20 protein-coding genes and 1 pseudogene are annotated in these 21,080 nt (G+C 63.1%); 10 read left to right on the forward strand and 11 right to left on the reverse strand.

From position 1 onward, the window contains the following. Positions 1–285 precede the first annotated feature (285 nt). The 3 genes and pseudogenes from ACXAF3_RS17055 to ACXAF3_RS17065 all read left to right on the forward strand — a co-directional run bounded on the left by ACXAF3_RS17055 (position 286) and on the right by ACXAF3_RS17065 (position 2,296). Positions 286–609, forward strand: coding sequence for a hypothetical protein (locus tag ACXAF3_RS17055; RefSeq protein ID WP_475113497.1), 324 nt, complete (start codon positions 286–288; stop codon positions 607–609). Between the two features lie 220 nt (positions 610–829). Next, positions 830–1,171, forward strand: coding sequence for a hypothetical protein (locus ACXAF3_RS17060; protein ID WP_475113498.1), 342 nt, complete (start codon positions 830–832; stop codon positions 1,169–1,171). A gap of 115 nt (positions 1,172–1,286) precedes the next feature. After that, positions 1,287–2,296, forward strand: a pseudogene (locus tag ACXAF3_RS17065) (transposase). Positions 2,297–2,484: 188 nt separating this feature from the next. On the opposite strand, the gene ACXAF3_RS17070 reads toward ACXAF3_RS17065, so the two are convergent. The 5 genes from ACXAF3_RS17070 to ACXAF3_RS17090 form a co-directional block, all read right to left on the reverse strand. After that, on the reverse strand, positions 2,485–2,793 hold the full coding sequence (locus tag ACXAF3_RS17070; RefSeq protein WP_475113499.1) for a hypothetical protein: 309 nt from the start codon (positions 2,791–2,793) through the stop codon (positions 2,485–2,487). Between the two features lie 261 nt (positions 2,794–3,054). Next, on the reverse strand, positions 3,055–4,500 hold the full coding sequence (locus tag ACXAF3_RS17075; RefSeq protein WP_475113500.1) for a coniferyl aldehyde dehydrogenase: 1,446 nt from the start codon (positions 4,498–4,500) through the stop codon (positions 3,055–3,057). 77 nt (positions 4,501–4,577) lie between these two features. Continuing rightward, positions 4,578–5,594, reverse strand: a complete 1,017-nt coding sequence (locus ACXAF3_RS17080; protein ID WP_475113501.1) for an AraC family transcriptional regulator — start codon at positions 5,592–5,594, stop codon at positions 4,578–4,580. Between the two features lie 119 nt (positions 5,595–5,713). After that, a complete protein-coding gene (locus ACXAF3_RS17085) occupies positions 5,714–5,980 on the reverse strand; it encodes a PepSY domain-containing protein (RefSeq protein WP_475113502.1) in 267 nt (88 codons plus the stop codon). A gap of 14 nt (positions 5,981–5,994) precedes the next feature. Further along, a complete protein-coding gene (locus tag ACXAF3_RS17090; protein ID WP_475113503.1) occupies positions 5,995–6,435 on the reverse strand; it encodes a hypothetical protein in 441 nt (146 codons plus the stop codon). 153 nt (positions 6,436–6,588) lie between these two features. Here ACXAF3_RS17090 and ACXAF3_RS17095 point away from each other — a divergent pair, with 153 nt between their 5' ends. Further along, positions 6,589–7,611: a Fe(3+) ABC transporter substrate-binding protein gene (locus ACXAF3_RS17095; protein ID WP_475113504.1), complete on the forward strand. Its 1,023-nt coding sequence runs from the start codon at positions 6,589–6,591 to the stop codon at positions 7,609–7,611. Positions 7,612–7,741: 130 nt separating this feature from the next. Next, positions 7,742–9,379: an ABC transporter permease gene (locus ACXAF3_RS17100; protein ID WP_475113505.1), complete on the forward strand. Its 1,638-nt coding sequence runs from the start codon at positions 7,742–7,744 to the stop codon at positions 9,377–9,379. Between the two features lie 42 nt (positions 9,380–9,421). On the opposite strand, the gene ACXAF3_RS17105 is transcribed toward ACXAF3_RS17100, so the two are convergent. From ACXAF3_RS17105 to ACXAF3_RS17120, 4 genes are all read right to left on the reverse strand, one after another. After that, complete coding sequence (locus tag ACXAF3_RS17105; RefSeq protein WP_475113506.1) at positions 9,422–10,471, reverse strand: ABC transporter ATP-binding protein; 1,050 nt, start codon at positions 10,469–10,471, stop codon at positions 9,422–9,424. A gap of 110 nt (positions 10,472–10,581) precedes the next feature. Then, the gene (bioA, locus tag ACXAF3_RS17110) at positions 10,582–11,853 is read right to left on the reverse strand and encodes an adenosylmethionine--8-amino-7-oxononanoate transaminase (protein ID WP_475113507.1); all 1,272 of its coding nucleotides are present in this window, start codon (positions 11,851–11,853) and stop codon (positions 10,582–10,584) included. 130 nt (positions 11,854–11,983) lie between these two features. Next, positions 11,984–14,449, reverse strand: coding sequence for an ABC transporter permease (locus ACXAF3_RS17115; RefSeq protein ID WP_475113508.1), 2,466 nt, complete (start codon positions 14,447–14,449; stop codon positions 11,984–11,986). After that, on the reverse strand, positions 14,449–15,162 hold the full coding sequence (locus ACXAF3_RS17120) for an ABC transporter ATP-binding protein (protein WP_475113509.1): 714 nt from the start codon (positions 15,160–15,162) through the stop codon (positions 14,449–14,451). The genes ACXAF3_RS17115 and ACXAF3_RS17120 overlap by 1 nt, the downstream gene beginning before the upstream one ends. A gap of 181 nt (positions 15,163–15,343) precedes the next feature. Between ACXAF3_RS17120 and ACXAF3_RS17125 the strand changes: the two genes are divergently transcribed. Beyond that, positions 15,344–16,021 carry an arylesterase gene (locus ACXAF3_RS17125; protein WP_475113510.1) on the forward strand — a complete coding sequence of 226 codons (678 nt, stop codon included), beginning with the start codon at positions 15,344–15,346 and terminating at the stop codon, positions 16,019–16,021. Between the two features lie 137 nt (positions 16,022–16,158). Further along, positions 16,159–17,076: a tRNA 2-thiocytidine(32) synthetase TtcA gene (gene ttcA / locus ACXAF3_RS17130; RefSeq protein WP_475113511.1), complete on the forward strand. Its 918-nt coding sequence runs from the start codon at positions 16,159–16,161 to the stop codon at positions 17,074–17,076. Here the strand turns inward: ttcA and ACXAF3_RS17135 are convergent. Further along, positions 16,973–17,557 carry a hypothetical protein gene (locus tag ACXAF3_RS17135; protein WP_475113512.1) on the reverse strand — a complete coding sequence of 195 codons (585 nt, stop codon included), beginning with the start codon at positions 17,555–17,557 and terminating at the stop codon, positions 16,973–16,975. The genes ttcA and ACXAF3_RS17135 overlap by 104 nt on opposite strands. A 201-nt stretch (positions 17,558–17,758) precedes the next feature. Here ACXAF3_RS17135 and putP point away from each other — a divergent pair, with 201 nt between their 5' ends. The 3 genes from putP (at position 17,759) to ACXAF3_RS17150 (ending at position 20,411) form a co-directional block, all read left to right on the forward strand. Then, on the forward strand, positions 17,759–19,225 hold the full coding sequence (gene putP, locus ACXAF3_RS17140) for a sodium/proline symporter PutP (protein WP_475113513.1): 1,467 nt from the start codon (positions 17,759–17,761) through the stop codon (positions 19,223–19,225). 111 nt (positions 19,226–19,336) lie between these two features. Next, positions 19,337–19,849 carry an O-acetyl-ADP-ribose deacetylase gene (locus tag ACXAF3_RS17145; protein ID WP_475113514.1) on the forward strand — a complete coding sequence of 171 codons (513 nt, stop codon included), beginning with the start codon at positions 19,337–19,339 and terminating at the stop codon, positions 19,847–19,849. Positions 19,850–19,946: 97 nt separating this feature from the next. Continuing rightward, positions 19,947–20,411, forward strand: a complete 465-nt coding sequence (locus tag ACXAF3_RS17150; RefSeq protein WP_475113515.1) for an Mpo1 family 2-hydroxy fatty acid dioxygenase — start codon at positions 19,947–19,949, stop codon at positions 20,409–20,411. A 54-nt stretch (positions 20,412–20,465) separates the two neighbouring features. On the opposite strand, the gene ACXAF3_RS17155 is transcribed toward ACXAF3_RS17150, so the two are convergent. Beyond that, positions 20,466–20,951, reverse strand: coding sequence for an Lrp/AsnC ligand binding domain-containing protein (locus ACXAF3_RS17155; RefSeq protein WP_475113516.1), 486 nt, complete (start codon positions 20,949–20,951; stop codon positions 20,466–20,468). Between the last annotated feature and the right edge of the window lie 129 nt (positions 20,952–21,080).

The following is a 21,080-nucleotide window of genomic DNA, read 5'->3' on the forward strand; positions in this document are numbered from 1 at the left end:
CAGGGGCAATGGCGGATGTTCTGTTTAGTGCATAACATCGAGAAATTGATGCGATATGGGGCGATTCACTAATTCACGGGGTTATCCACACTCGCCAACGTGAAATGGCTGCGGTCTACGCGAAATGGGTGATTATGTAAAACAATCATGGTTAAATAGCGCTCACTCAACCGAAGAAAAATGAGAGCCATAAAACGATTATTTCGAAATTCGTTTTTCTACAGGCTCGTTATGCGCTGCAAAAATTTCAGATCCAACTACGCAAGAAGCTCAAAAGGAGTAATAATGAAGAAGCTGCACATTGCAATTTCTACCAATAAAATAGAAGAAGCTGTATCGGATTACACAGCCCGGCTTGGCGTTGAACCATGCTCATATATTTTGGGCGAATACGCACTTTGGCGCACTGAGTTTCTTAATGTTTCGATTCGCCAAGACGCTAATTGCACTCCTGGTGAGTTAAGGCATCTAGGTTGGGAAGATCCAGCTGCGCAAGAATTTAGCCAAGACACCGACGTTAATGGTATCGTCTGGGAGCGTTTTAGCGCGCAGCAACAAGCAGACGAAATTAACGAATTATGGCCGGAAGCAAACTATCAACCGAACTAATCTATACTTGTATTTTATGATAAACAAAAGCATGATTGGCTGAAAAATATATTCAGCGATTGTATTTTGGGTTTTAGAAACACATGCAAAGTCTGTGCGCATAAAAAGAGGCTGCCCCACATTTTATCCGTTCCACAAAATGCATCGCTACGCGATTTTAACGCATTTTGCTCCACTCCTGAAATGTCGCTGATTCTGGCGTTAGTGTTTGAGACCAGCCATGGATAGAGATCAAGCAAAGAGCACAACGGTTACAGCGTTTATGGAGTTGCTTCCATGGAGCAAAGATGATGGAAGAAGAACTCCAATTGATTGCAGCGCCGGTTACTATAGACCAGATCATCAGTTTTCATGGATGCAGGAAGATTGGATGTTTATAGGGCAAGTAACTTTTCCAAAATGCCTACAGAAGTTAGAGCCAGGAGACTCTGCGGAGGTGATAATAACCTTCATCTCCTATCCAGAGCTTGATGAAAAATTGAAGCCAGGACTTACGTGGAGAATAAAGGAAGGTAATAGAACTGTGGCAAGGGCAACGCTCCTTAAAATCATCGAGATGTAAGTGGGGTGGTGCCAGCCAGCCACACTAACCCGGATTTTGCACCACGTCAGATACAAGAACGGCGGAAAGTCTTATCATCGCTGGTGTTCAAGGCAGTCCGATAAGAAATTCCGCCGTGACAGAATGCTACCAGCCTGAACTCAGCTTTTCATCCCTTTCTCGCCGTAAAATCACCGCAGATTTCACTGGCGGTGACTTGACCTCCAACTCTGGCCTATTGCTCTTGAGCGAGTGTGATCGGCACCTGAAACTGTCTCAGTTGGTGGCCAGGGCTGTCCATGACCCGCGCGATCCAAAGCGTATCGAGCACAGCACGGAACAGCTGGTACGGCAGAGGCTATTGGCGCCGGCTTCGCGGATCTGAATGATCACGACCAACTGCGCTTCGATAGCGCGCTCCAGACCGGCTGTCAGCACCGGGGAGCGCTCGCCAGTACTGCCACCCTGTGTCGCTTTGAACAGCAGCAGAACCGTTCTGTTGTCGTAGGCCTGCACAAGGTGCTCTTCGACCAGTTCGTGGCTCGCCACAACAAGAAGCCACCCAAGCGCCTGATCCTGGACTTCGATGCTACTGATATCTCGGTACACGGCGAGCAGGAGCAGCGCTTCTTCCACGGCTACTACGACAGCTGCGGCGGCTTCAAGCTCAGCCTGTTCCGGAGCTTCCAGTATGCTGCCGGCTCCTGGAAGCACAAGCGGCGCGTGATCGGCAAAGCCGAATATACCCGTGGCGGACCGAATCCTCGCTTCATCACCATGAACCTGGAAGACGAGGATGCGGAAACGCTCTACCGGGAAGTCTATTGTGCCCGTGGCGACATGGAGAACCGGATCAAGGATCAGCAAATGGATCTCTTTGCCGATCGCACCTCCTGCCACCGCTGGTGGCCAAATCAGTGGCGCCTGCTGCTCTCGGCACTGGCGTGGGTGCTGTTCGAGCACTTGAGGAGCCACCTGCAGAATACCAGGCTGGCCAAGGCCTCAGTCTCGACAGTGCGCAACCGCCTGATAAAGGTTGCCGCCGTGGTCATCAAGAACACACGTCGCCTGCGCTTCTGCTTGTCATCTTCGCTGCCGGACAGAGAAATCTTCTGCCGACTGGCGGCCCGACTGGTCCCAACATAGAGTTTCGGTGTGCTGATCCCGGCACATGAAAATAATGGGGTAAGGGGAAATTGCGTCCGGATAAAAATCACCAGATTGTAGATTGATCAATCTGAATATTTTAAGACCACCTTCAGCGGCATTCAGATACCGCGTGGCCATACAGCATAAAATGCTGGGGCATCAGGCGAGTAGTGCAAAATCCGGCCCTAGCGGTGGTCCGGTCGGTCGGAAATAATCAGTCCGCTGTCCGGATCCACCTCCAGTGCCCGCGTTTGGCCGCCGTATCTGGCCTTGATCTTCCAGCGCCCGCCGACGAATTTCACATCGGTAATCGGCCTGAAGCCGAGACCGTGCAGTTTGCTGCGGATGGTCGAATAGTCCAGCGCGATTTCCGAGGGCTCATCGCCGTAGAGGTCGGGGCTGTCGTAGATGGGGGCCGGGGTGTTGGGGTCGATGCCCGGCGGTATCGGAAAGGTCAATGCGTTTACCAGCAGTACGGTGGCGAAGAAACTCATGGACAACTCCTCACTACCCGGAATATCTATTGGTAATGTGAGGAGAGACGGGTTCCCAATTTATTGATAGGCGCACCGCTGCCCCGCGCCATCCCTGACGCCCACCCGCTTTGCGGGCGCTCAAACCGGCAACCCCGCCGATTTGGCCCTATCCGGTGAAGCGCTGGGGGCTACTTGCAGGCGAACGGTTGCCGGGTGCCGGTCCATTCGCCTGCAAGCAGGCTCCTACAGATTGCGTTTGGCTTTGGAGGGTGAGGCGCGTCAGCGGGTCATGCGCAGCATGAGCTCCATGATCTTGTTGGCGGTTTTGCCGTAGGGCGGCATCAGTAGTTTGAGCGGATCCAGCGGCCCCTGCTGGAAAACCGGGCGCAACTTGGAGAAGGTCAGGAAGCCCTCGTAGCCGTGGTAGTGGCCCATGCCGCTCTCGCCGACACCGCCGAAGGGAATATCGTGTTGGCCCACGTGGAGCACGCAGTTATTGACCGAGACGCCGCCGGAAATCACGCGCTCGATATAGAAGTCCTGCAGCGATCTGTCGTTGGTAAACGGGTAGATGGCCAGCGGGCGGTCGCGGCCGGTCACGTATTTCGCGACTTCCTCCCTGTCGGTATAGGTTTTTACCGGTAGCAGTGGGCCGAATATCTCCCGCTGCATGACCTGCATATCCTCGCTGACATTTAGCAGCAGGTGCGGCGGAAACTTGCGCAGCCTGTCGTCGCGGCTGCCCTGTCCGCCGGACAGGTCTATCGCGGTGGCGCCCTTGGCGACGGCGTCGTCGAGGGTCGCCCAGAGGCGCTGGTAGGAGGTGTCGTCGATCACCGAGGTGTAATCGGCGCTCTGCAGATCCGGGTAGCGCTTTTGCACCAGCTGCCTGGCCTTTTCGGCGAAAGTGTCCACTTTATCTTCCGGCAGGAAGACATAGTCCACGGTGGTGCAGATCTGGCCCGCGTTCATCAGCTTCCAGAAGATGATGCGTTCGGCTGCGGTGTCTATCGGGAAGTCCGGCGCGACTATGGCCGGCGACTTGCCGCCGAGTTCCAGAGTGACCGGCGTCAGGTTGTCGGCGGCGGAGCGCATCACCGCGCGGCCGGTGGCGGTGGAGCCGGTGAAGAGCAGGTGGTCGAACTTCATGGAGGAAAATATCGGGCCTATGCCGCCGCTGTCGGCGACGAACGCGAGCTTGTCCTCGGGGAAGTAGTCGCCGCTGATACGCTGCAGTAATTCCGCCAGGTGGCTGGAGTTGGCCGACATCTTCACCATGGCGCGGTTGCCGGCGGCGAAGATACCGGTCAGCGGGGCGAAGACCAGGTTGATCGGGAAGTTCCACGGTACTATCACGCCCACCACGCCGAGAGGCTGTGGTATCACGCGGTTGGAGGAGGTGGGGAAGGCGGTGAAGTCGATATGGCGGCGCCGGGGCTTCATCCACTTCTTGAGTTTTTTCAGCGTGTCCTTGATGCCGTCGAGTACCGGGTAGAACTCGCAGAACAGTGTCTCGTTGCGGGAGCGGTTGCCGTAGTCGTCGCTGATCGCCTGCACCATCGCTTCCTGATGCTCGCGCAGCATACGCGCCAGGGTCTTCAGGTCTGCCACCCGCTGGCGGTAGTCGGGGACCGGGTCGGCCAGGTAGGCCGCGCGCTGTTTGTCGAGCAGGTTCTGCAGCAGGGCCTGGTCGACGTCGCTGTGGGTCAGTGTCTGAGTGGTCATCGCATCACCGATTGGATTTGTCGCTATCGGGTGAGCTTACCCCAAGTCCGCCGGGGGCATTTGACCGATGGTGTCGGCTATTTGACAGATGGCGCAGATGGTTCGAGCAGCTGTCGCCGCCAGGCGGCGGGGCTGGCGCCCATGATGCGTTTGAAGCTGCGGGTCAGCGCGCTCAGCTGGCTGTAGCCCACCAGGTCGGCGATTTCCGTCAGGCTCAGGTCGCCGTCGAGCATATAGGTGCACACCTGTTCCACCCGCGCCCGGTCGAGCAGCTGCTGGAAGCTGGTGCCGCGCCGGCTCAGTTTCGCCTGCAGTGTGCGCGGGGCCATGTTGATTTCCGCCGCCACTGCCTCCAGGGTCACCGGGCCCAGGGGCAGCCGGTTGGTGATGATCCACAGCAGCCGCTCGCGGAACTCGTCGAGCTGTTTTTTCCTCAGGAAGTGCTCGATCAGCCCGCGCATCTCCGGGTTGGCGCCCACCACCGGCCGCTCCAGGTAACTGCTTTCGAATACCAGGCCGTTGTAGTCGCTGCCGAACACCGTGGGCGCGTGCAGCAGCCGGTTGTAGGGCTCCAGGGAGACAGGTTCCGGCCCGCACAGATAGACGGCGCGCAGAGGAATGTTTTCGTTGAGCAGGAAATTGAGAATGTTGTAGGCGCCGGCGAGGGTGTTGTCATTGTGCTGGCGCGACAGGGCGGCCTCCCCCTCGAGGCGGTAAGTGGAGCGCAGATAGGCCAGGCCACCGCGCTCCTCCAGCCACACATCCAGCCCCTGCACCGCTTGGCCGATGGAGGTGGCGATGGTGTCGAGGGCGCTGCGCAGTGTCGGGCTCTGCTGTATCAGCAGGCCCAGGGCGCCGAGCATGGAGATGTTCTGCTGTTGCGCCAGCTCCAGGCCGAAATGGGGGCAGTCGCTGAGCTCCGCGCCCAATTCCAGCAGCTCGATCTTGGTTTGGAGCGGGATCATCAGGTCCGGCCTGTCCAGGAAACTGGCAGGCAGCGACAGGCGCGCGAACAGCGCCTGGGGGTCGACACCGTAGTGGCGCAACAGCCGCGTGTACCCCGACAGCGCGCTGGCGCGAACCATGGGCAGCATCTATTCAACTCCGAGTGATTCCAGCGGCCATTGTACGCCACCGGAGTCGACTGTGCGTGCGGTCGATTTGCCGGGTGGACGGGGACCATCCACCCGGCAGGTGCGGGAGAGGGGAGCGTTCAGTCGTCGTCCGCTTCGTCGGAGAGGATCTCGCCGGAGTTGGGATCCACTTGCAGTTCCCGTTTCTCCGACTCCTTGTAGGCCTCCACTTTCCAGCGCCCGTTGTCCAGGGCCACATCGATGATCGGGGTGTAGCCCTGTTGCTCCAGTTTGGTCAGAACCATCGACAGCGCCATGGCGCCGGGCGGCGGCTTCTCATCGGCCAGGACCGGCTGCACAGACAAGGCCGCAACGGCGGCCAGCAACAGTGTCTTGAGCGATTGCATGCTTTCTCCTCGCGTTACTGGTCCGGAGTGGCGAGGCGCTGTTGCACCATGTTGCACCACTCGGTACTGCCGCCGTCCGGGCCGTGCGCGCCGTCGCCGCCGGTGAGTTTGTCCACGGCCAGGAACCACTCAGCGCTACCCACCTCGGGGAGGCCGGCGGGGTAGAGTTCGGCCAGGTCGCCGTCGTGGCGGGTGCGTATCTGTTCGTGCACCCAGGCAAACCACTCGGGCGTGCAGATGGGCGCTTCGGCGCTGGTGCCGTTCGGCGGCGGGCTGGTCTGGACGTCGGTGCTTTCTTCCGGGGGCGGTGGGGCAATGGGCTCCTCCATCGCCTCGGTGGCGGTTTCGCCGGGCGCCGGGGGCTCGGCGTCGGATGGGTCGTGGGTGTCGCTCTGGCGGCCGCAGCCGGCCAGGGCGAGTATCAGTATCAGCAGGGGCAGGTAGTAGTTGTGCATGGGTTCTCCTCGGATGGCGTTTGTGCCCTAAGCATAGGTGGATTTAGACGACTCTGCCGCGGCGGAGATCGGTGCAGTTGCGGTTGACTTTGCCGTCCCCACAAATGAGAATGCTTCTCAAAGTAACTGAACGGTTATGGATCTCCGATGTTCATGCGCACACTTCTTCGCAGCACAATAGCAGTTGCCGGCCTGTTAACGGCGCTGGCCGCCGCCGCCGAGCAGGTCAATATCTACTCCTACCGCCAGCCATTTCTGATCCAGCCGGTGCTGGACAAGTTCACCGAGGAGACCGGCATCGAGACCAAAGTGGTCTACGCCAAGAGCGGTCTGAACGAGCGGCTGCAGCGGGAAGGCCGCAACAGCCCGGCGGACCTGGTGCTGACTTCCGACACCCGCAGCCTGATGGATCTGCTGGCCAAGGGGCTGACGCAGCCGGTGCAGAGCGAGGTGCTGGAAAAGAATATCCCCGCGCAGTTCCGCGACGAAAAAGGCAACTGGTTCGGCCTCACCACCCGCGCGCGGCTGATCTACGCGTCCAAGGACCGGGTTGAGCCCGGAGAGATCACCAGCTACGAGGAACTGGCGGATCCGAAGTGGAAGGGCCGCATCTGTACCCGCAGCGGCAAGCACCCCTACAATCTTTCCCTGTTCGCATCCATGGTCGCCCACCGCGGCGAGGCGGAAACCAAAAAGTGGCTCGAGGGCCTGAAGGCCAACCTGGCGCGCAAGCCGCAGGGCAACGATCGCGCCCAGGTGAAGGCGATCAAGGAGGGCGTCTGCGATCTGTCCCTCGGCAACAGCTACTACTTCGGCAAGATGATCACCAACACCGAGGAGCCTGAGCAGATTGAGTGGGCCAAGTCAGTCAATCTGGTGTTCCCCAACCAGCAGGATCGCGGCACTCATATGTTTGTCTCCGGCGCGGTGGTCACCAAGCACGCCCCCAACCGCGACAACGCGGTCAAACTGCTGGAGTTCCTGAGCGGCGCCGAGGCCCAGTACCTCTACGCGGAGAAAAACTTCGAGTTCCCGGTGCGCCCGGGCACCAAGCGCTCCGAGCTGATTGAGGAGTATATGGGTGAGTTCAAGGAGGACGATCTGAGCCTGACGGAAATCGGCGCCCATGTGCCCGCCGCCTCGCGGCTGGTGGACGAGGTGGGCTTCGATTTCTAAAATCGCGCAATCCGAACAATTGCTGCGGCGCGGCCCACGCCGGGAGGCGGGGGCCGCGTTTTTCGATTTTATGCTCCCTGCCTCTGTAACTTCCCGGCTCAACGGGTCCGGTCAGCGCTGGATACTGCTGGTGGCGGCAATCGCGCTGCTGGTGGCGCTGCCGGTGCTGTCGATTTTCTGGCTGGCGCTCTTTCCCGAGGAGAATATCTGGCCGCACCTGCTGGATACGGTGCTCTTCCGCTATATTTCCGCGACTTTGATTCTCGCGCTCGGCGTCGCGGTGTTGACGCTGGTGGCGGGTGTCGGCGGCGCCTGGCTGGTGACCATGTGCCGCTTCCCCGGGCGGCGCTTTTTCGAGTGGGCGCTGCTGCTGCCGTTTGCGGTGCCCGCCTATGTGATCGCCTATGTGTACACGGACCTGCTGGAATACGCGGGGCCCGTGCAGATGTTCCTGCGCGACTGCTTTGGCTGGCAGACCGCGCGGGACTACTGGTTTCCGGAAATCCGCAGCATGGGCGGTGCCATAGCGATGCTGTCCCTGGTGCTCTACCCATACGTGTATATGCTCGCGCGGGCGGCCTTTATCGAGCAGTGCGGCAGCATCCGCGCCGCCAGCCGCGCCCTGGGCTGCACGCCCTGGCAGAGTTTCCTCAGAGTTTCACTGCCGATGGCGCGCCCGGCCATCGCGGTGGGGTTGTCGCTGGTGCTGATGGAAACCCTGAACGATTTCGGCACCGTGGATTTCTTTGCGGTGCGCACCCTCAGCGTCGGCATCTACGATACCTGGCTCTCGCGCGGTAATCTGGGCGGCGCGGCGCAGATTGCCAGCAGCACCCTGGTGTTCGTGGTGCTGCTGATCGCGCTGGAGCGCCGCGGGCGCGCGCAGCAGCGGCACTTCGTGCAATCGCCAGCCCGGAGCCGGGATTACTACAGGCTGTGCGGTTGGCGCGCGCTCGCGGCCTTCGCGTTTTGTGCGCTGCTGTTGCTGGCAGGCTTCGGTGTGCCGCTGCTGGTGTTGGGCGGCTATGCGTTGGGCAACTTCGCCAGCTACTGGACGGACGACTTCTTCGCGATTGCGCGCAACAGTCTGCTGCTGTCCGCCGCCGCGGCGCTGTTGACCGCGCTGCTGGGGCTGTTGCTGGCCTACGGCAAGCGCCTGAACCCGTCGCGACCGCTCAGATCGCTGGTGGGCCTGGCCAAGCTGGGCTACGCGATGCCGGGTGCGGTAATGGCCATCGGCGTGCTGATTCCGCTGGCGGCCTTCGACAATGCGCTGGACGCGCTGTTGCGGGAGCACTTCGATATTTCCACCGGTCTGCTGCTCTCCGGCAGCGTGTTCGCAATCGTATTCGCCTATACGGTGCGCTTCCTGGCCGTTTCCGCCGGCGCGATCGAGTCCAGTCTGGACAAGGTCACGCCGTCGATGGACCGCGCGGCCCGCTCCCTGGGGCGCAACAGCTGGCAGACCCTGTGGGCGGTGCACTTGCCGCTGGTGCGCGCGGGTCTTTTGAGCGGCGCGCTGGTGGTGTTTGTGGACTGTATGAAGGAGCTGCCGGCCACGCTGTTGCTGCGGCCCTTCGGCTTCGACACCCTGGCCACCTATGTCTACCAGTTTGCCTCCGACGAGATGCTGGAGCGCTCGGCGCTGGGGGCGCTGTTGATCGTGCTGGTGGGGCTGCTGCCGGTGGTTCTGCTGAGCCGCTCCATGGGGCGGCGCAGGGGCGAGGAGCGGGTTGAACTGCTGGAGTCGGAGGCGCCGGCGTTGTAGCGGGTTCATTCGAGCGCCGATCGCGGCCGTTGGCCGCGACCGCTAGACAGCAGCCTCTTCGGCGAAGACCACCGGTGATCCAATACGCAACGGCACTTCCACACCCGGCGCAAACTGGAATTGCGCGTCCAGTGTCGCCTCTATCAGGCGACCGCCCGGCAGGCGGAATTTGTACAGCACACTGCTGCCGAGAAAACTTCGCTCCACCACCTGGGCCGCAACCGCATCGGCGTCTTCTGTTGGCGCCAGATCTTCACTGCGCACGAACACCTGCAGCGCTTTGCCCGGCGCTTCGATGGCGGAGGCCAGGTGCACCCGCCCCAGTTCTGTCTCGACCAGATCGGGCTCGAGCAGTTTGCCCGGCAGCAGATTGCCCTCGCCGGCGATGCGCGCTACCGCCGCGCTGGCCGGCGCGCGGTACACATTTTCCGGTGTATCCCACTGCTGCAGCCGGCCGCCGCTTAAAATGCCCAGTTTGTCCCCGGCCACGAAGGCCTCGGTGCGGTCGTGGGTGACGATCAGTGCGGCGGTGCCCTCCTCGCGCAGAATGTGCCGCACCTCGGCGGCCAGGCTGCGGCGCAGCTCTGTGTCCAGGTTGGAAAAGGGCTCGTCCATCAGCAACAGGCGCGGGCGCGGCGCCAGGGCGCGGGCCAGGGCCACGCGCTGCTGCTGGCCGCCGGAGAGCTGGTGCGGGTAGCGGCCGGCGAGGTTTTCCAGGCGCACCAGTCGCAGCAGCTCGCGCACGCGGCTGTCCCGCGCTGCGCGCGGCAGGGACTTGAGGCCGAAGGCGATATTCTGCTCCAGGCTCAGGTGCGGGAAGAGGGCGTAGTCCTGGAACACCACGCCGATTTTGCGCTCTTCCGGCGGCGTGATGGCCGCGGGTGTCGAGATGGGATTCCCGCCCAGGACAATCGCGCCCCGGAAGACGGGCTGGAAGCCGGCGATGGCGTGCAGCAACGTGGTCTTGCCGCAGCCGCTGGGGCCGAGCAGACAGGCGATCTCGCCCTCGTTCAGAGCGAGGGAGACGGATTCGAGAATGACCTTGTCGCCGTAGCGGCATTCGAGGTCGGTGACGGTGAGCAGCGGTTGCACGGTTTAACCTTATTTGGAAACTGCTGTTTTGTAGGAGCGGCCCATGGCCGCGATTGGACTCCGGAGTATTTCCGGATATCGATCGCGGCCATGGGCCGCTCCTACGGGGGCTATTGGAGATTGCCGAGGACTTCGACCATGGCGCTGGTCAGCTGGCCCAGGTCCTGTTCGGAAATCACATAGGGCGGCATGGCGTAGACCAGTTTGCCGAACGGGCGCAGCCAGACGCCGCGCGCGATCAGCGCCTCCTGTACCCGCGTCATATTCACCGGTTCGCGCATCTCGACCACGCCGATGGCGCCGAGGGCGCGCACATCGGCGACGGCGTCTGAATCTCGCAGCGGAGCCAGCTCGCTTTTCAATTGGCGTTCGATGGCGGCGACGCGCTGCGGCCAGGGGCCGGCGAGCAGCAGCTCGATACTCGCGTTGGACACCGCGCAGGCGAGGGGATTGCCCATAAAGGTCGGGCCGTGCATAAAGACACCGGCCTCGCCGCGGCAGATACCCTCGGCCACCCGGTCGGTGCACAGGGTTGCGGCCAGGGTCATGGTGCCGCCGGTCAGCGCCTTGCCGAGAGTCAGGATATCCGGACTGATGCCGGCGTGTTCGCAGGCGAATAATTTGCCGCTGCGGCCGAAGCCGGTGGCGATTTCGTCGGCGATCAGCAGCAGCTCGTGCTCGTCGCAGAGCGCGCGCACCCGCTTCAGGTATTCCGGCGAGTAGAAGCGCATACCGCCCGCGCCTTGGACTATCGGCTCGAGGATCACCGCCGCCAGCTGAGTGCGGTTTTCCTCGATCAGCTGGCGCAGTTCGGCGATATCGCCGTCGCTGCAGGGTTCGTCGAACTTCGGCCGCGGCGCCGGGGCGAAGAAGTGTTGGGTCAGCTGGCCGGCGAACAGGTGATGCATGCCGGTGACCGGGTCGCAGGCGGCCATGGCGCCGAAGGTGTCGCCGTGGTAGCCGTTGCGCAGGGCCAGCAGCTTGTTCTTTTCCGGGCGCCCCTGGGACTGCCAGTACTGCAGCGCCATCTTGATCGCCACTTCCACCGATACCGAGCCCGAGTCGGCGAGGAAGACCCGCGTGAGCGGCTCCGGGGTGATTTCCACCAGTTTCTTGCACAGGTCGATCGCGGGCTGGTGGGTGAGGCCGCCGAACATCACGTGCGACATCTTCTCCATCTGCGCCCGCATGGCGCTGTTCAGTTCCGGCACATTGTAGCCGTGCAGCGCGCACCACCACGAAGACATGCCGTCGATCAAGCCGCGGCCGTCCTCCAGATAGAGGCGCACCCCGTCCGCGCGATTAATCGGGTAGACCGGCGGCGGGTCAATCAGGGAGGAGTAGGGGTGCCAGATATGGGCGCGGTCGAAGTCCAGATCCATAAATCTTTTCTTGGGTCGGGTGAATTTTCTGCCCCTGTAGGAGCGGCCCATGGCCGCGATCGATCTCTCCAAGTTCTCTGGAATCCGATCGGGGTCATGGGCCGCTCCTACATTGGGGGTAATTCTTGTATTAAGCCAATTCCCGCAGCACTTTCAGCGGCGGCTGGCTGACCGAGCTGCGGCAGGCCAGGGTGCCGGCGCTGCCCACCAGCAGCGCGCCGGCCAGCGGGCCCAGCAGCCACAGCAGCGGGTGGAAGGTGAACGGCAGTTCGAACACCCGCTGCGCCAGCACCGCCAGCGTCGCCTCGGCGCCGATTGCGGCCAGCAGGCCGGCGGCGAAACCGAGCAGGCCGAATTCCAGCACCAGGCTCTGCAACAGCAGCCGGCGGCGGCCGCCCAGTGTGCGGATAATCGCCGCCTCCTGCAAACGCTCGGCGATACTGGCGCGCACGCCGGCCACCAGTACCAGTACACCGGCCACCAGCATCAGCGCCATCACCGACTCGATGGCCAGGGAGACCTGGGCGATGGTGTCGCGGATACGCTGGATGATCTTGTCCAGCTCTATCACGCTGACACTGGGGAAGTGGCGCACCAGCTCGTTGACCAGCAGCTTCTGCTGCGGCGGCAGGTAGAAGCTGGTGATATAAGTGGCCGGGAAGTCCTCCAGGGTGCCGGGGGCAAACAGCATGTAGAAGTTGGGCCGCATGCTGTTCCAGTCCAGGGAGCGGAAGCTGGTTACCGGGGCCTCGACTTCCAGGCCGCCGATGGAAAAGCGCAGCCGGTCGCCGAGGGACAGGTTCAGACGCGCCGCCAGCTCCACCTCAACGCTCACCCCCTCGTCGGTCTCGTCCCACCAGCTGCCCTCGAGGATGCGGTTGTCCGGGGCCAGGTTTTCGGTCCAGCTCAGGTTCAGCTCCCGGTGCAGGGCGCCGACCCGCCCGCTGCTCAGTGTCTTCTCGTACTCCCTGGCCGGCATATCGTTGATCGCCACCAGGCGCCCGCGCACCATCGGGTATATCTCGGTGCTGGCGATATGCTTGTTCGCCAGCATGTCGCTCAGGTCGCTCACCTCGTGGGGGGCGATATTCATCAGGAAGTGGTTGGGCGCATTGTCCGGCAGCTGCATGCGCCACTCGTCGATCAGCGCGGTGCGCGCGAAGACCAGCGCCAGCATCGCCAGCAGGCCGGTGCCGAAGGCGGCGATCAGCAGGGTGTTGAAGGCCGCGCGCCGCTGCAGACTGCCGAGTGCTATGCGCCAGGCGCCGCCGATGGCGGCCAGGCTGCCGCGTACCAGCAGCCGGTTGACCAGGGCCGCGCCGCCCACCAGCAGCGCCAGCCCGGCAAACAGGGCCGCGGTGATCGCGAGGCTGCCGGACAGCCACCAGATCAGCAGCAGCATGCTGGCCGGGCCCAGCACCAGGCCCAGCCACTCGCGCCTGTCCGGGTTGCTCCAGTCGCGGCGCAGCGTCTGCATCGGGTCGGTGCGCGCCAGGCGCACCAGCGGCGCCACGGCAAAGCCCAGCGCACAGGCGAAACCGGTGGCCAGGCCGGTGAGCAGTGGCGACCAGTGGCTCGGCGGCGGTTCCACCGGGAAGAAATCGGCCATCAGATTCACCGCCTGGGACTGGATCAGGCTGCCGAGCATCAGGCCGGCCGCGGTGGCGATCAGGGTCAGCGCGGCCAACTGGCCCAGGTAGATCGACAGCACCTTGCCGCGCCCGGCGCCGAGGCTCTTCATCACCGCCACATAGGCGGTGTGGCGCAGGCCGTAGCGGCGCGCGGCCAGGCCCACGGCGACGCTGGCGAGCAGCACCGCCAGGCTGCCGGCCAGGAACAGGAAGCGCTCGGCGCGATCCAGGGCGCGGGCCACCTGCGGCTGCCCCTCGCGCAGGTCGATCACCCGCTGGTGTTCGGTGAGCTGTGGTTTCAGCCACGCGAAATACTGCTCCAGCGCCCGGTCGTCGCCGGCAAACAGGTAGCGGTAGCGGATGCGGCTGCCGGGCTGCACGACATTGGCCGCGGGCAGATCGGAGAGGTGCATCAGCACGCGCGCGCCCATATCGAAAAAGCTGGTGCCGCGGTCCGGTTCCCGCTCCAGCAGTGCGGTGACGCGCAGGCGGGTGTCGCCGAGCTGCAGTGATTCGCCCAGGCGCAATTGCAACAGCGGCAGCAGGCGGGCTTCGACCCAGACTTCGCCGGGCGCCGGGCCGTGCCGCACTCGCTGGCTGGGGGCGTTTTCAGCCTCGCGTATCTCCAGCTCGCCGAGCAGCGGATAGCCCGCGCCGACCGCCTTGACCGCGGCAAACTGGAACTGGTCGCCGGCGGCCACCATGGAGGCGAACTGCACCGCCTGCGCCTGCTCAAGGCCGCGGTTGTGGGCCTCCTGGAGCCAGGCCGGGTCCACAGGCCGGCTGCTGCGCAGCACCCGCTCGGCGGCGAGGAAGGTCAGCGACTGCTGTTCCATCGCGCGCGCCAGGCGGTCGGTGAAGTGGGCGATGGCGGTCACGCAGGTCACCGCCAGCACCAGGGCGGTGGCGATCAGGGCCAGCTCGCCGCCGCGCCAGTCGCGGAATAGCAGTTTGAGCGGCAGCATCAGGCGGACACCTCGGCGAGCGTACTGTCGGAATCGCCGGCCTCTATCTCCCCGGCGGCCATGCGCAAGTGGGCACCGCAGCGCGCCGCCAGGCGCTGTTCGTGGGTGACCAGTACCAGGGTGGTGTTGGACTCGGCATTGAGTTTGAACAGTAGATCTATAACCTTTTCGCCGTTGCCGGCGTCGAGGCTGCCGGTGGGCTCGTCGGCGAACAGGATGCCGTCGTCAGCGGAGAAGCTGGCGAATGCGCGCGCTATGGCGACCCGCTGCTGCTCGCCGCCGGAGAGCTGGCGCGGGTAGTGGTGCAGGCGGTGGGCGAGGCCGACGCGGTCGAGGAAGTCCCCGGCGCGCCTGGCGGCGCCGCGCTCGCCGCGCAGTTCGCTCGGCAGCATGACGTTTTCCAACGCGGTCAGGCCGGGCAGCAGCTGGAAGATCTGGAACACGAAGCCGACGCAGCGGGCGCGCAGAGCCGCGCGCTGCTCCTCGTCCATCGCGGTGATCTCCTCGCCGGCGAGCCAGATGCGGCCCTCGCTGGGTTTATCGAGGCCTGCGAGCAGGCCCAGCAGGGTGGACTTGCCGGAGCCGGAGGCGCCGGTGATGGCGAGGCTCTCGCCGCGGGCGAGCTGCAGGGAAATATTATTCAATAGGGTCAGCGGGCCCTCGCTGGTGGCGACCCGGTGGTGGAGGTTTTCGGCCCTGAGCATGGCGGACATTCTGGATTCCTTCTGCGACTGCGCTGTGTGTAACTGCTCACCCTGTGATACTAAGCCGATGTTCGGGTGGACCTGCTACCGGGGCCTTCGCATCAAGCTCCGGTATTCTTTCCCCGGGACACCGAGGGTGGATGCTTACCTTTGTGTTTTTTCACGGGGATTCGGAAGTGGAGAGTATGACATGACGACAGATTTTTTCCGGCAGCTGTTCGCGCGTTTCGGCTTGTGTCTGCTGCTGGTCGTCCCGTTGGGGCTGGCCCCGCCGGGACAGGCGCGGGCGGCCGAGAAGCTGCTGGTGCTGGGGGACAGTATCAGCGCCGCCTACGGAATCGACGAGGGCCAGGGTTGGGTGCAGTTGCTGCGCGAGCGCCTGCAGGAGGGGGGCGCGCCGATCGAGGTGGTCAATGCCAGTATCAGCGGAGAGACCTCGTCCGGCGGCCTGGCGCGCTTGCCGCGTTTATTGGAGGAGCACCGGCCGCGCTGGCTGATCGTGGAACTGGGGGGCAACGACGGCCTGCGCGGCTATCCGCCCCAGGCGCTGGCCCGCAATCTGCGTAAGATGGTGCAAACGGCGAAGGGGGCGGGTGCCGGGGTGCTGCTGCTGGGCATGCGCATGCCGCCGAACTACGGCCGCGCCTATACCGAGGCCTTTGCGGCCGTCTACCCGAAGGTGGCGCAGGCGGAGCAGGTGCCGCTGGTGCCCTTCTTCCTGGAGCCGGTGGCGCTGCTGGACGGCGCCATGCAGGCGGACGGCATACACCCGACCGCAAAGGCCCAGCCGGCGCTGCTCGACCACGTCTGGCCCTGTGTGCAGCTTCTGCTGGGGCAGGAGGTGGATGATCAGTCGTGTACTCCGTGATCGAAATGCGTACAATCGCGCCCTGATTGCCGGGGCTGTAGTGCGTTCAGTGGCGGCTCCGCTACCGGCATCAGGGCCTTCGCATTACAGTCCGAAGCGCCGTAATTGGATCGGGAACCCGTAGTAAGAGAATCACCATGTCCGACCTGGAAAGCCGCCGCGAGCGGCTGGAATTCAACAAGCTGCAGAAGCGCCTGCGCCGCAATGTGGGCCGCGCCATCGCCGACTTCAACATGATCGAAGCCGGCGACAAGATCATGGTGTGCCTGTCCGGCGGCAAGGATTCCTACGCGATGCTGGATATTCTGCTCAACCTGCAGAAGACGGCGCCGGTGGATTTTGAGCTGGTGGCGGTGAACATGGACCAGAAGCAGCCGGGCTTCCCGGAGCATGTGCTGCCTGAGTATCTGCAGTCCCTCGGCGTTCCCTACCATATCGTCGAGAAGGACACCTATTCGGTGGTCAAGGAGGTGGTGCCGGAGGGCAAGACCACCTGCGGCCTCTGCTCGCGCCTGCGCCGCGGTACCCTGTACGGTTTTGCCGAGGAGATAGGCGCGACCAAGGTGGCGCTGGGGCATCACAAGGACGATATCGTCGAGACGCTGTTTTTGAACATGTTCTACGGCGGGCGCCTGAAGGCAATGCCGCCCAAGCTGCGCGCGGACGACGGGCGCAATATCGTGATTCGCCCGCTGGCCTATTGCCGCGAGGAGGACATAGCGCGCTTTGCGGAGTACAAGGCGTTTCCGATCATTCCGTGCAACCTGTGCGGCAGCCAGGAGAACCTGCAGCGACAGGCGATCAAGCAGATGTTGCGGGAGTGGGACAGGAAGTTCCCCGGGCGCAGCGAGAATATCTTTGCCGCCCTGACCCGGGTGTCGCCGTCACAGTTGGCGGATCGGGATCTGTACGATTTCGAGCGCCTGGAGCTGGACCGCTCCAAGCCGTCGGCTAGCGCACGGGATGCGCATGCAATCCAGCGCCAGGTGCAGTCTTGGGTGCCCGACGGGGCGGCGGACGAGCCGCCGCAGTATATCGAGGCGCTGAATCTGTAGGGTCGGCACCGCTGACCAGCTGCGCATAGCTGCACTGGAAGTCCCGCGCCGAGGCCGTGGGGCCGTGATGGAAGTGCTGGTGCCAGAGCCGCGCCATGGCGGCCACGTCGTTCTCTTCGACCTTGTCCGCGCCCGCGGCGCGGTAGATCAGCCAGGCGATGGCGGTGGCGTAGCGCAGGTTGGTGGTCAGTTCGCTGTGGGGGTGGTCGAGGAAGTCCCGCTGGCTGGCCAGGCCGCGCACCTTGGAGGCCAGGGCCGGGTGGTCGATCAGGTACTGGTCCCAGATCTCCCGGTGTGTGTGCGGTTGTATCTGGTAGAGGCCCAGTCCGTGGCGCCGCCCCTGCTTGAGATGGAAGCCGAGTTGCGATTCCTGTGCGGCGGTGCCCAGCAGCAGGTTTTCCATGCCCGCGGACCAGGCCCTCAGGTGCTTGAGGGTCGGACGAATGACCAGCAGCCGCAGCTCGTCCAGACAGATACCCATAGTGTTGTCAGTTTTTTCCGTGTGTTTCCCAATATGTAGTTGGCGGATTGAGGCGGCGCCAGCGAATTAGTAGATTTACGCGCAATAAAGATAAAATTTGGTTGTGGCGCCTATTTTTTGGTCGGATCTTGCACTAGAAATAAGCAAGTTGCAGGGCTTGTATCTGCGGGCGCGGCCTCCTCTCGAGAACAGGGATTTCCTATGTCTGAACAATGGCTCGTCGCTCTGACCTTCGTTGCCTACCTGGCGCTGATTCTGCTGATCGGTGTCTATGCCTACCGGCGCACCAAAGACGCGAGTGACTACTTTCTCGGCGGGCGCTCACTGCCGCCGGCGGTGGCGGCCCTCTCCGCGGGCGCATCGGATATGAGCGGCTGGCTATTGCTGGGCCTGCCGGGGGCAGCCTATGTCGCCGGTCTGTCGTCGGGCTGGATTGCGATCGGCCTCTTCTCCGGTATTGTGTTGAGCTGGACCGCGATGGCGCGGCGGCTGCGCATATACACCTATGAACTGGACGATGCGCTGACGGTGCCGGCCTATCTGCACCGGCGCTTCAATCTGAGCCACCCCTACCTGCGCACTATCTGCGCGATCTTTATCCTGCTGTTCTTCCTCTTTTACGTCGCTTCCGGCCTGATCGCCGGCGGTAAGCTGTTCGAGACGGTGTTTGGCTGGGACTACCGCTGGGCGGTGTTTATCGGCGCCGCGGCGGTGATTTCCTACACGCTGTTCGGCGGTTTCCTCGCAGTGTCCTGGACGGACGTGTTCCAGGGACTGCTGATGAGCCTGGCGCTGGTGGTGGTGCCCCTGGTGGTGATTTCTGACGTGGGTGGTTTCGCCGCCAGCTGGGCCAAGCTGCGGGCCGAGGCGCCGGAGCTGACCCACTGGATGAGCGACAACACCGGCCAGGCACTGGGGGCCGTGGCCATTCTGAGCTCCCTCGCCTGGGGCCTCGGCTACTTTGGCCAGCCGCATATCCTGGCGCGATTCAAGGCCGTGCGCAGCCCGGACGACGTGCCGGTGGCCGCGACTGTGGCGGCGGTCTGGTCCCTGTTCGGATTTCTCGGTGCGATGGCGGTGGGCCTGTTCGGTCATCTGGAGCTGCAGCAGACGCTGCCGGATGGGGAGCGGATCTTTATGGAGCTGGTCAGCGCGCTCTTCCACCCGCTGGTGGCCGGCGTGCTGCTGGCGGCGATTCTGTCGGCGATCATGAGCACTGCCGACTCGCAGCTGCTGGTCAGCTCCGCGGCCCTGGCGGAGGATATCTACCACGTCTGGTTCGGGCGCGAGACCAGCCCCGAGGCGATGGTAAAGGTGGGCCGCTGGGCCGTGGTCGCGCTGTCGCTGATTGCGGTGTGGGTGGCGATGGACCCGAACTCCAAGGTGCTGGACGTGGTGGCCTACGCCTGGGCCGGGCTGGGGGCGGCCTTCGGTCCTGCGATACTGATCAGCCTCTTCTGGTCCCGTATGACCGGTGCCGGGGCGATCGCCGGCGTGGTCGTCGGCGGCCTGACGGTGGTGGTCTGGAAGCAGCTTTCCGGTGGTATCTTCGACGTCTACGAACTGCTGCCCGGCTTCATTCTCTCCGCAGCTGCTATTGTGATAGTTAGCGCAGTGACAAAGTGTCCGGCAGCCGTGGCCTCGCGCCACCGCGAATTGCTGGGCTGAGCCCGCGGGCCGGCCACCGCGCGCCGGGCGCGCCCCACGGGGCGCAGCTGTTGTGACGTGAAAAGGATGTCCATCCGCAGCCATTATTCAAATAGCGGTTGGAGATACTGAGTGATCGAAGTCCATCTCGGTGATATCACTCGATTACAAGTCGATGTAATCGTCAATGCCGCCAATCAGCACCTCGTTGGCGGCGGCGGTGTGGATGGGGCCATTCACCGCGCGGCGGGGCCCCGCCTGCTGGAAGCCTGCCGTCAGATCGGCGGCTGCCCGGTGGGGGAAGTGCGCGCCACGCCGGCTTTTTCCATCCCCGTCAAACGTATCTATCACACCGTGGGTCCGGTCTGGCGCGGTGGCAACCTCGGCGAGCCGGAACTGCTGGCGAGCTGTTACCGCCAGTGTCTGGCCCTGGCCCGGCGCGAGCATATGCGCTCCATCGCCTTTCCGGCGATCAGCTGCGGCGTCTACGACTATCCGCCGGAACAGGCGGTGGAGATAGCGGTGGAACAGGTGCAGCAGCACCTGGACAGAGACTGCCAGCCCCAGCATATCGTCTTCTGCTGCTTCGACGAGGCAATGGCGGAGCTCTACCGGCAGCAACTGGAGGCCTATGTCAGGCGGTGAGCGGTGCCGCCCATCTGAAAATAGGCATTGAACCGCGGTCGTTTATCCCTGATCATTGAACAAGCGTTCAAACGATAACAACAGCGAGGACCAGACCATGCGCACTGCCGAACAGTGGTTTGCCGAGTACGGCGAGAGCCACCAGAACCCCACCAACAAGGCTATTCACTGGATCGCCGTGCCGGTGATCTACGCGACGGTGATCGGACTGCTGTGGGATATCCCGCAGCCGGCAGCTATGGCCGCCGTCCCGTGGTTGAACTGGGCGGTGGTGGCGATGGTGCCGGTGTTGCTGTTCTACCTGGCGATGTCCTTCCCGCTGGCCCTGGGCATGGCCGCGTTGACCGCAGTGTGCCTGTGGGGCTGGTCCGTCGCCGGGCGCGTGGGCATTCCGGTGTGGCAGACGGCGCTGGGGCTTTTCGTGCTGATGTGGATATTTCAATTCGTCGGCCACCATATCGAGGGCAAGAAGCCGTCCTTCTTCAAGGATCTGCAGTTCCTGCTGGTGGGCCCGGCCTGGGTGATCGGCTTTATCTATCGCCGGCTCGGCATCAAATACTGATCCCGAGCGCGCACAGGTTGATATCACAGTGTAGGGGCGGCCGTTGGCCGCTCCTCAACGGTTGTAGTGCACCGGTACCTCCAGCGTCTCCTTGACCTGCTCCATCACCACATAGCTGGTGCATTCCTGGACCTCCGGCAGCGTCAGTAGCGTTTCGCCGTAGAACTTGCGGTAGGCGCTCATATCCGCCACCCGCGCCTTGATCAGATAGTCGAAATTGCCCGACACCAGGTAGCACTCCTGCACCTCCGGCAGCGCCGACACCGCGTTGCGAAACTCCTCGAAGGCATCCTGGGCCGAGCGGTTCAGGCGTATCTGCACGAAGACCACCAGCGCCGCGTCGAGGAACTCGGGGTTGATCAGCGCCGTGTAGCCCTGGATAACGCCGTCGCTCTCCAGTCTCTTGACCCTCTCGACGCAAGGAGTCGCGGTCAGCCCCACCTGTCGCGCCAGTTCCGCATAGCTGGTGCGGCCGTTCTTCTGCAGTACCCGCAGTATGTTGCGGTCAATGGTGCTCAATTCACTGGCGCGTTTGCGCATGGACGATCTCTCCGGACTGGTCGATTTGTGTAAAAAATAGACGCTTCCGCGCCGTTAGCAGTGGAACCCACTGGTTGTCGATGAAATCTAGCATAAATCCACTCAATCGGTGGCTCTATACTGGATGAA

It is taken from the genome of Microbulbifer sp. ABF4_143 (assembly GCF_056160225.1).

Excerpts from the sequence above, each read along its gene's own strand:
- ACXAF3_RS17055 (WP_475113497.1), top strand. The coding sequence starts at position 286 with ATGAAGAAGCTGCACATTGCAATTTCTACCAATAAAATAGAAGAAGCT.
- ACXAF3_RS17060 (WP_475113498.1), top strand. The coding sequence starts at position 830 with ATGGATAGAGATCAAGCAAAGAGCACAACGGTTACAGCGTTTATGGAG.
- ACXAF3_RS17070 (WP_475113499.1), bottom strand. The coding sequence starts at position 2,793 with ATGAGTTTCTTCGCCACCGTACTGCTGGTAAACGCATTGACCTTTCCG.
- ACXAF3_RS17075 (WP_475113500.1), bottom strand. The coding sequence starts at position 4,500 with ATGACCACTCAGACACTGACCCACAGCGACGTCGACCAGGCCCTGCTG.
- ACXAF3_RS17080 (WP_475113501.1), bottom strand. The coding sequence starts at position 5,594 with ATGCTGCCCATGGTTCGCGCCAGCGCGCTGTCGGGGTACACGCGGCTG.
- ACXAF3_RS17085 (WP_475113502.1), bottom strand. The coding sequence starts at position 5,980 with ATGCAATCGCTCAAGACACTGTTGCTGGCCGCCGTTGCGGCCTTGTCT.
- ACXAF3_RS17090 (WP_475113503.1), bottom strand. The coding sequence starts at position 6,435 with ATGCACAACTACTACCTGCCCCTGCTGATACTGATACTCGCCCTGGCC.
- ACXAF3_RS17095 (WP_475113504.1), top strand. The coding sequence starts at position 6,589 with ATGCGCACACTTCTTCGCAGCACAATAGCAGTTGCCGGCCTGTTAACG.
- bioA (WP_475113507.1), bottom strand. The coding sequence starts at position 11,853 with ATGGATCTGGACTTCGACCGCGCCCATATCTGGCACCCCTACTCCTCC.
- ACXAF3_RS17115 (WP_475113508.1), bottom strand. The coding sequence starts at position 14,449 with ATGCTGCCGCTCAAACTGCTATTCCGCGACTGGCGCGGCGGCGAGCTG.
- ACXAF3_RS17120 (WP_475113509.1), bottom strand. The coding sequence starts at position 15,162 with ATGTCCGCCATGCTCAGGGCCGAAAACCTCCACCACCGGGTCGCCACC.
- ACXAF3_RS17125 (WP_475113510.1), top strand. The coding sequence starts at position 15,344 with ATGACGACAGATTTTTTCCGGCAGCTGTTCGCGCGTTTCGGCTTGTGT.
- ttcA (WP_475113511.1), top strand. The coding sequence starts at position 16,159 with ATGTCCGACCTGGAAAGCCGCCGCGAGCGGCTGGAATTCAACAAGCTG.
- ACXAF3_RS17135 (WP_475113512.1), bottom strand. The coding sequence starts at position 17,557 with ATGGGTATCTGTCTGGACGAGCTGCGGCTGCTGGTCATTCGTCCGACC.
- putP (WP_475113513.1), top strand. The coding sequence starts at position 17,759 with ATGTCTGAACAATGGCTCGTCGCTCTGACCTTCGTTGCCTACCTGGCG.
- ACXAF3_RS17150 (WP_475113515.1), top strand. The coding sequence starts at position 19,947 with ATGCGCACTGCCGAACAGTGGTTTGCCGAGTACGGCGAGAGCCACCAG.
- ACXAF3_RS17155 (WP_475113516.1), bottom strand. The coding sequence starts at position 20,951 with ATGCGCAAACGCGCCAGTGAATTGAGCACCATTGACCGCAACATACTG.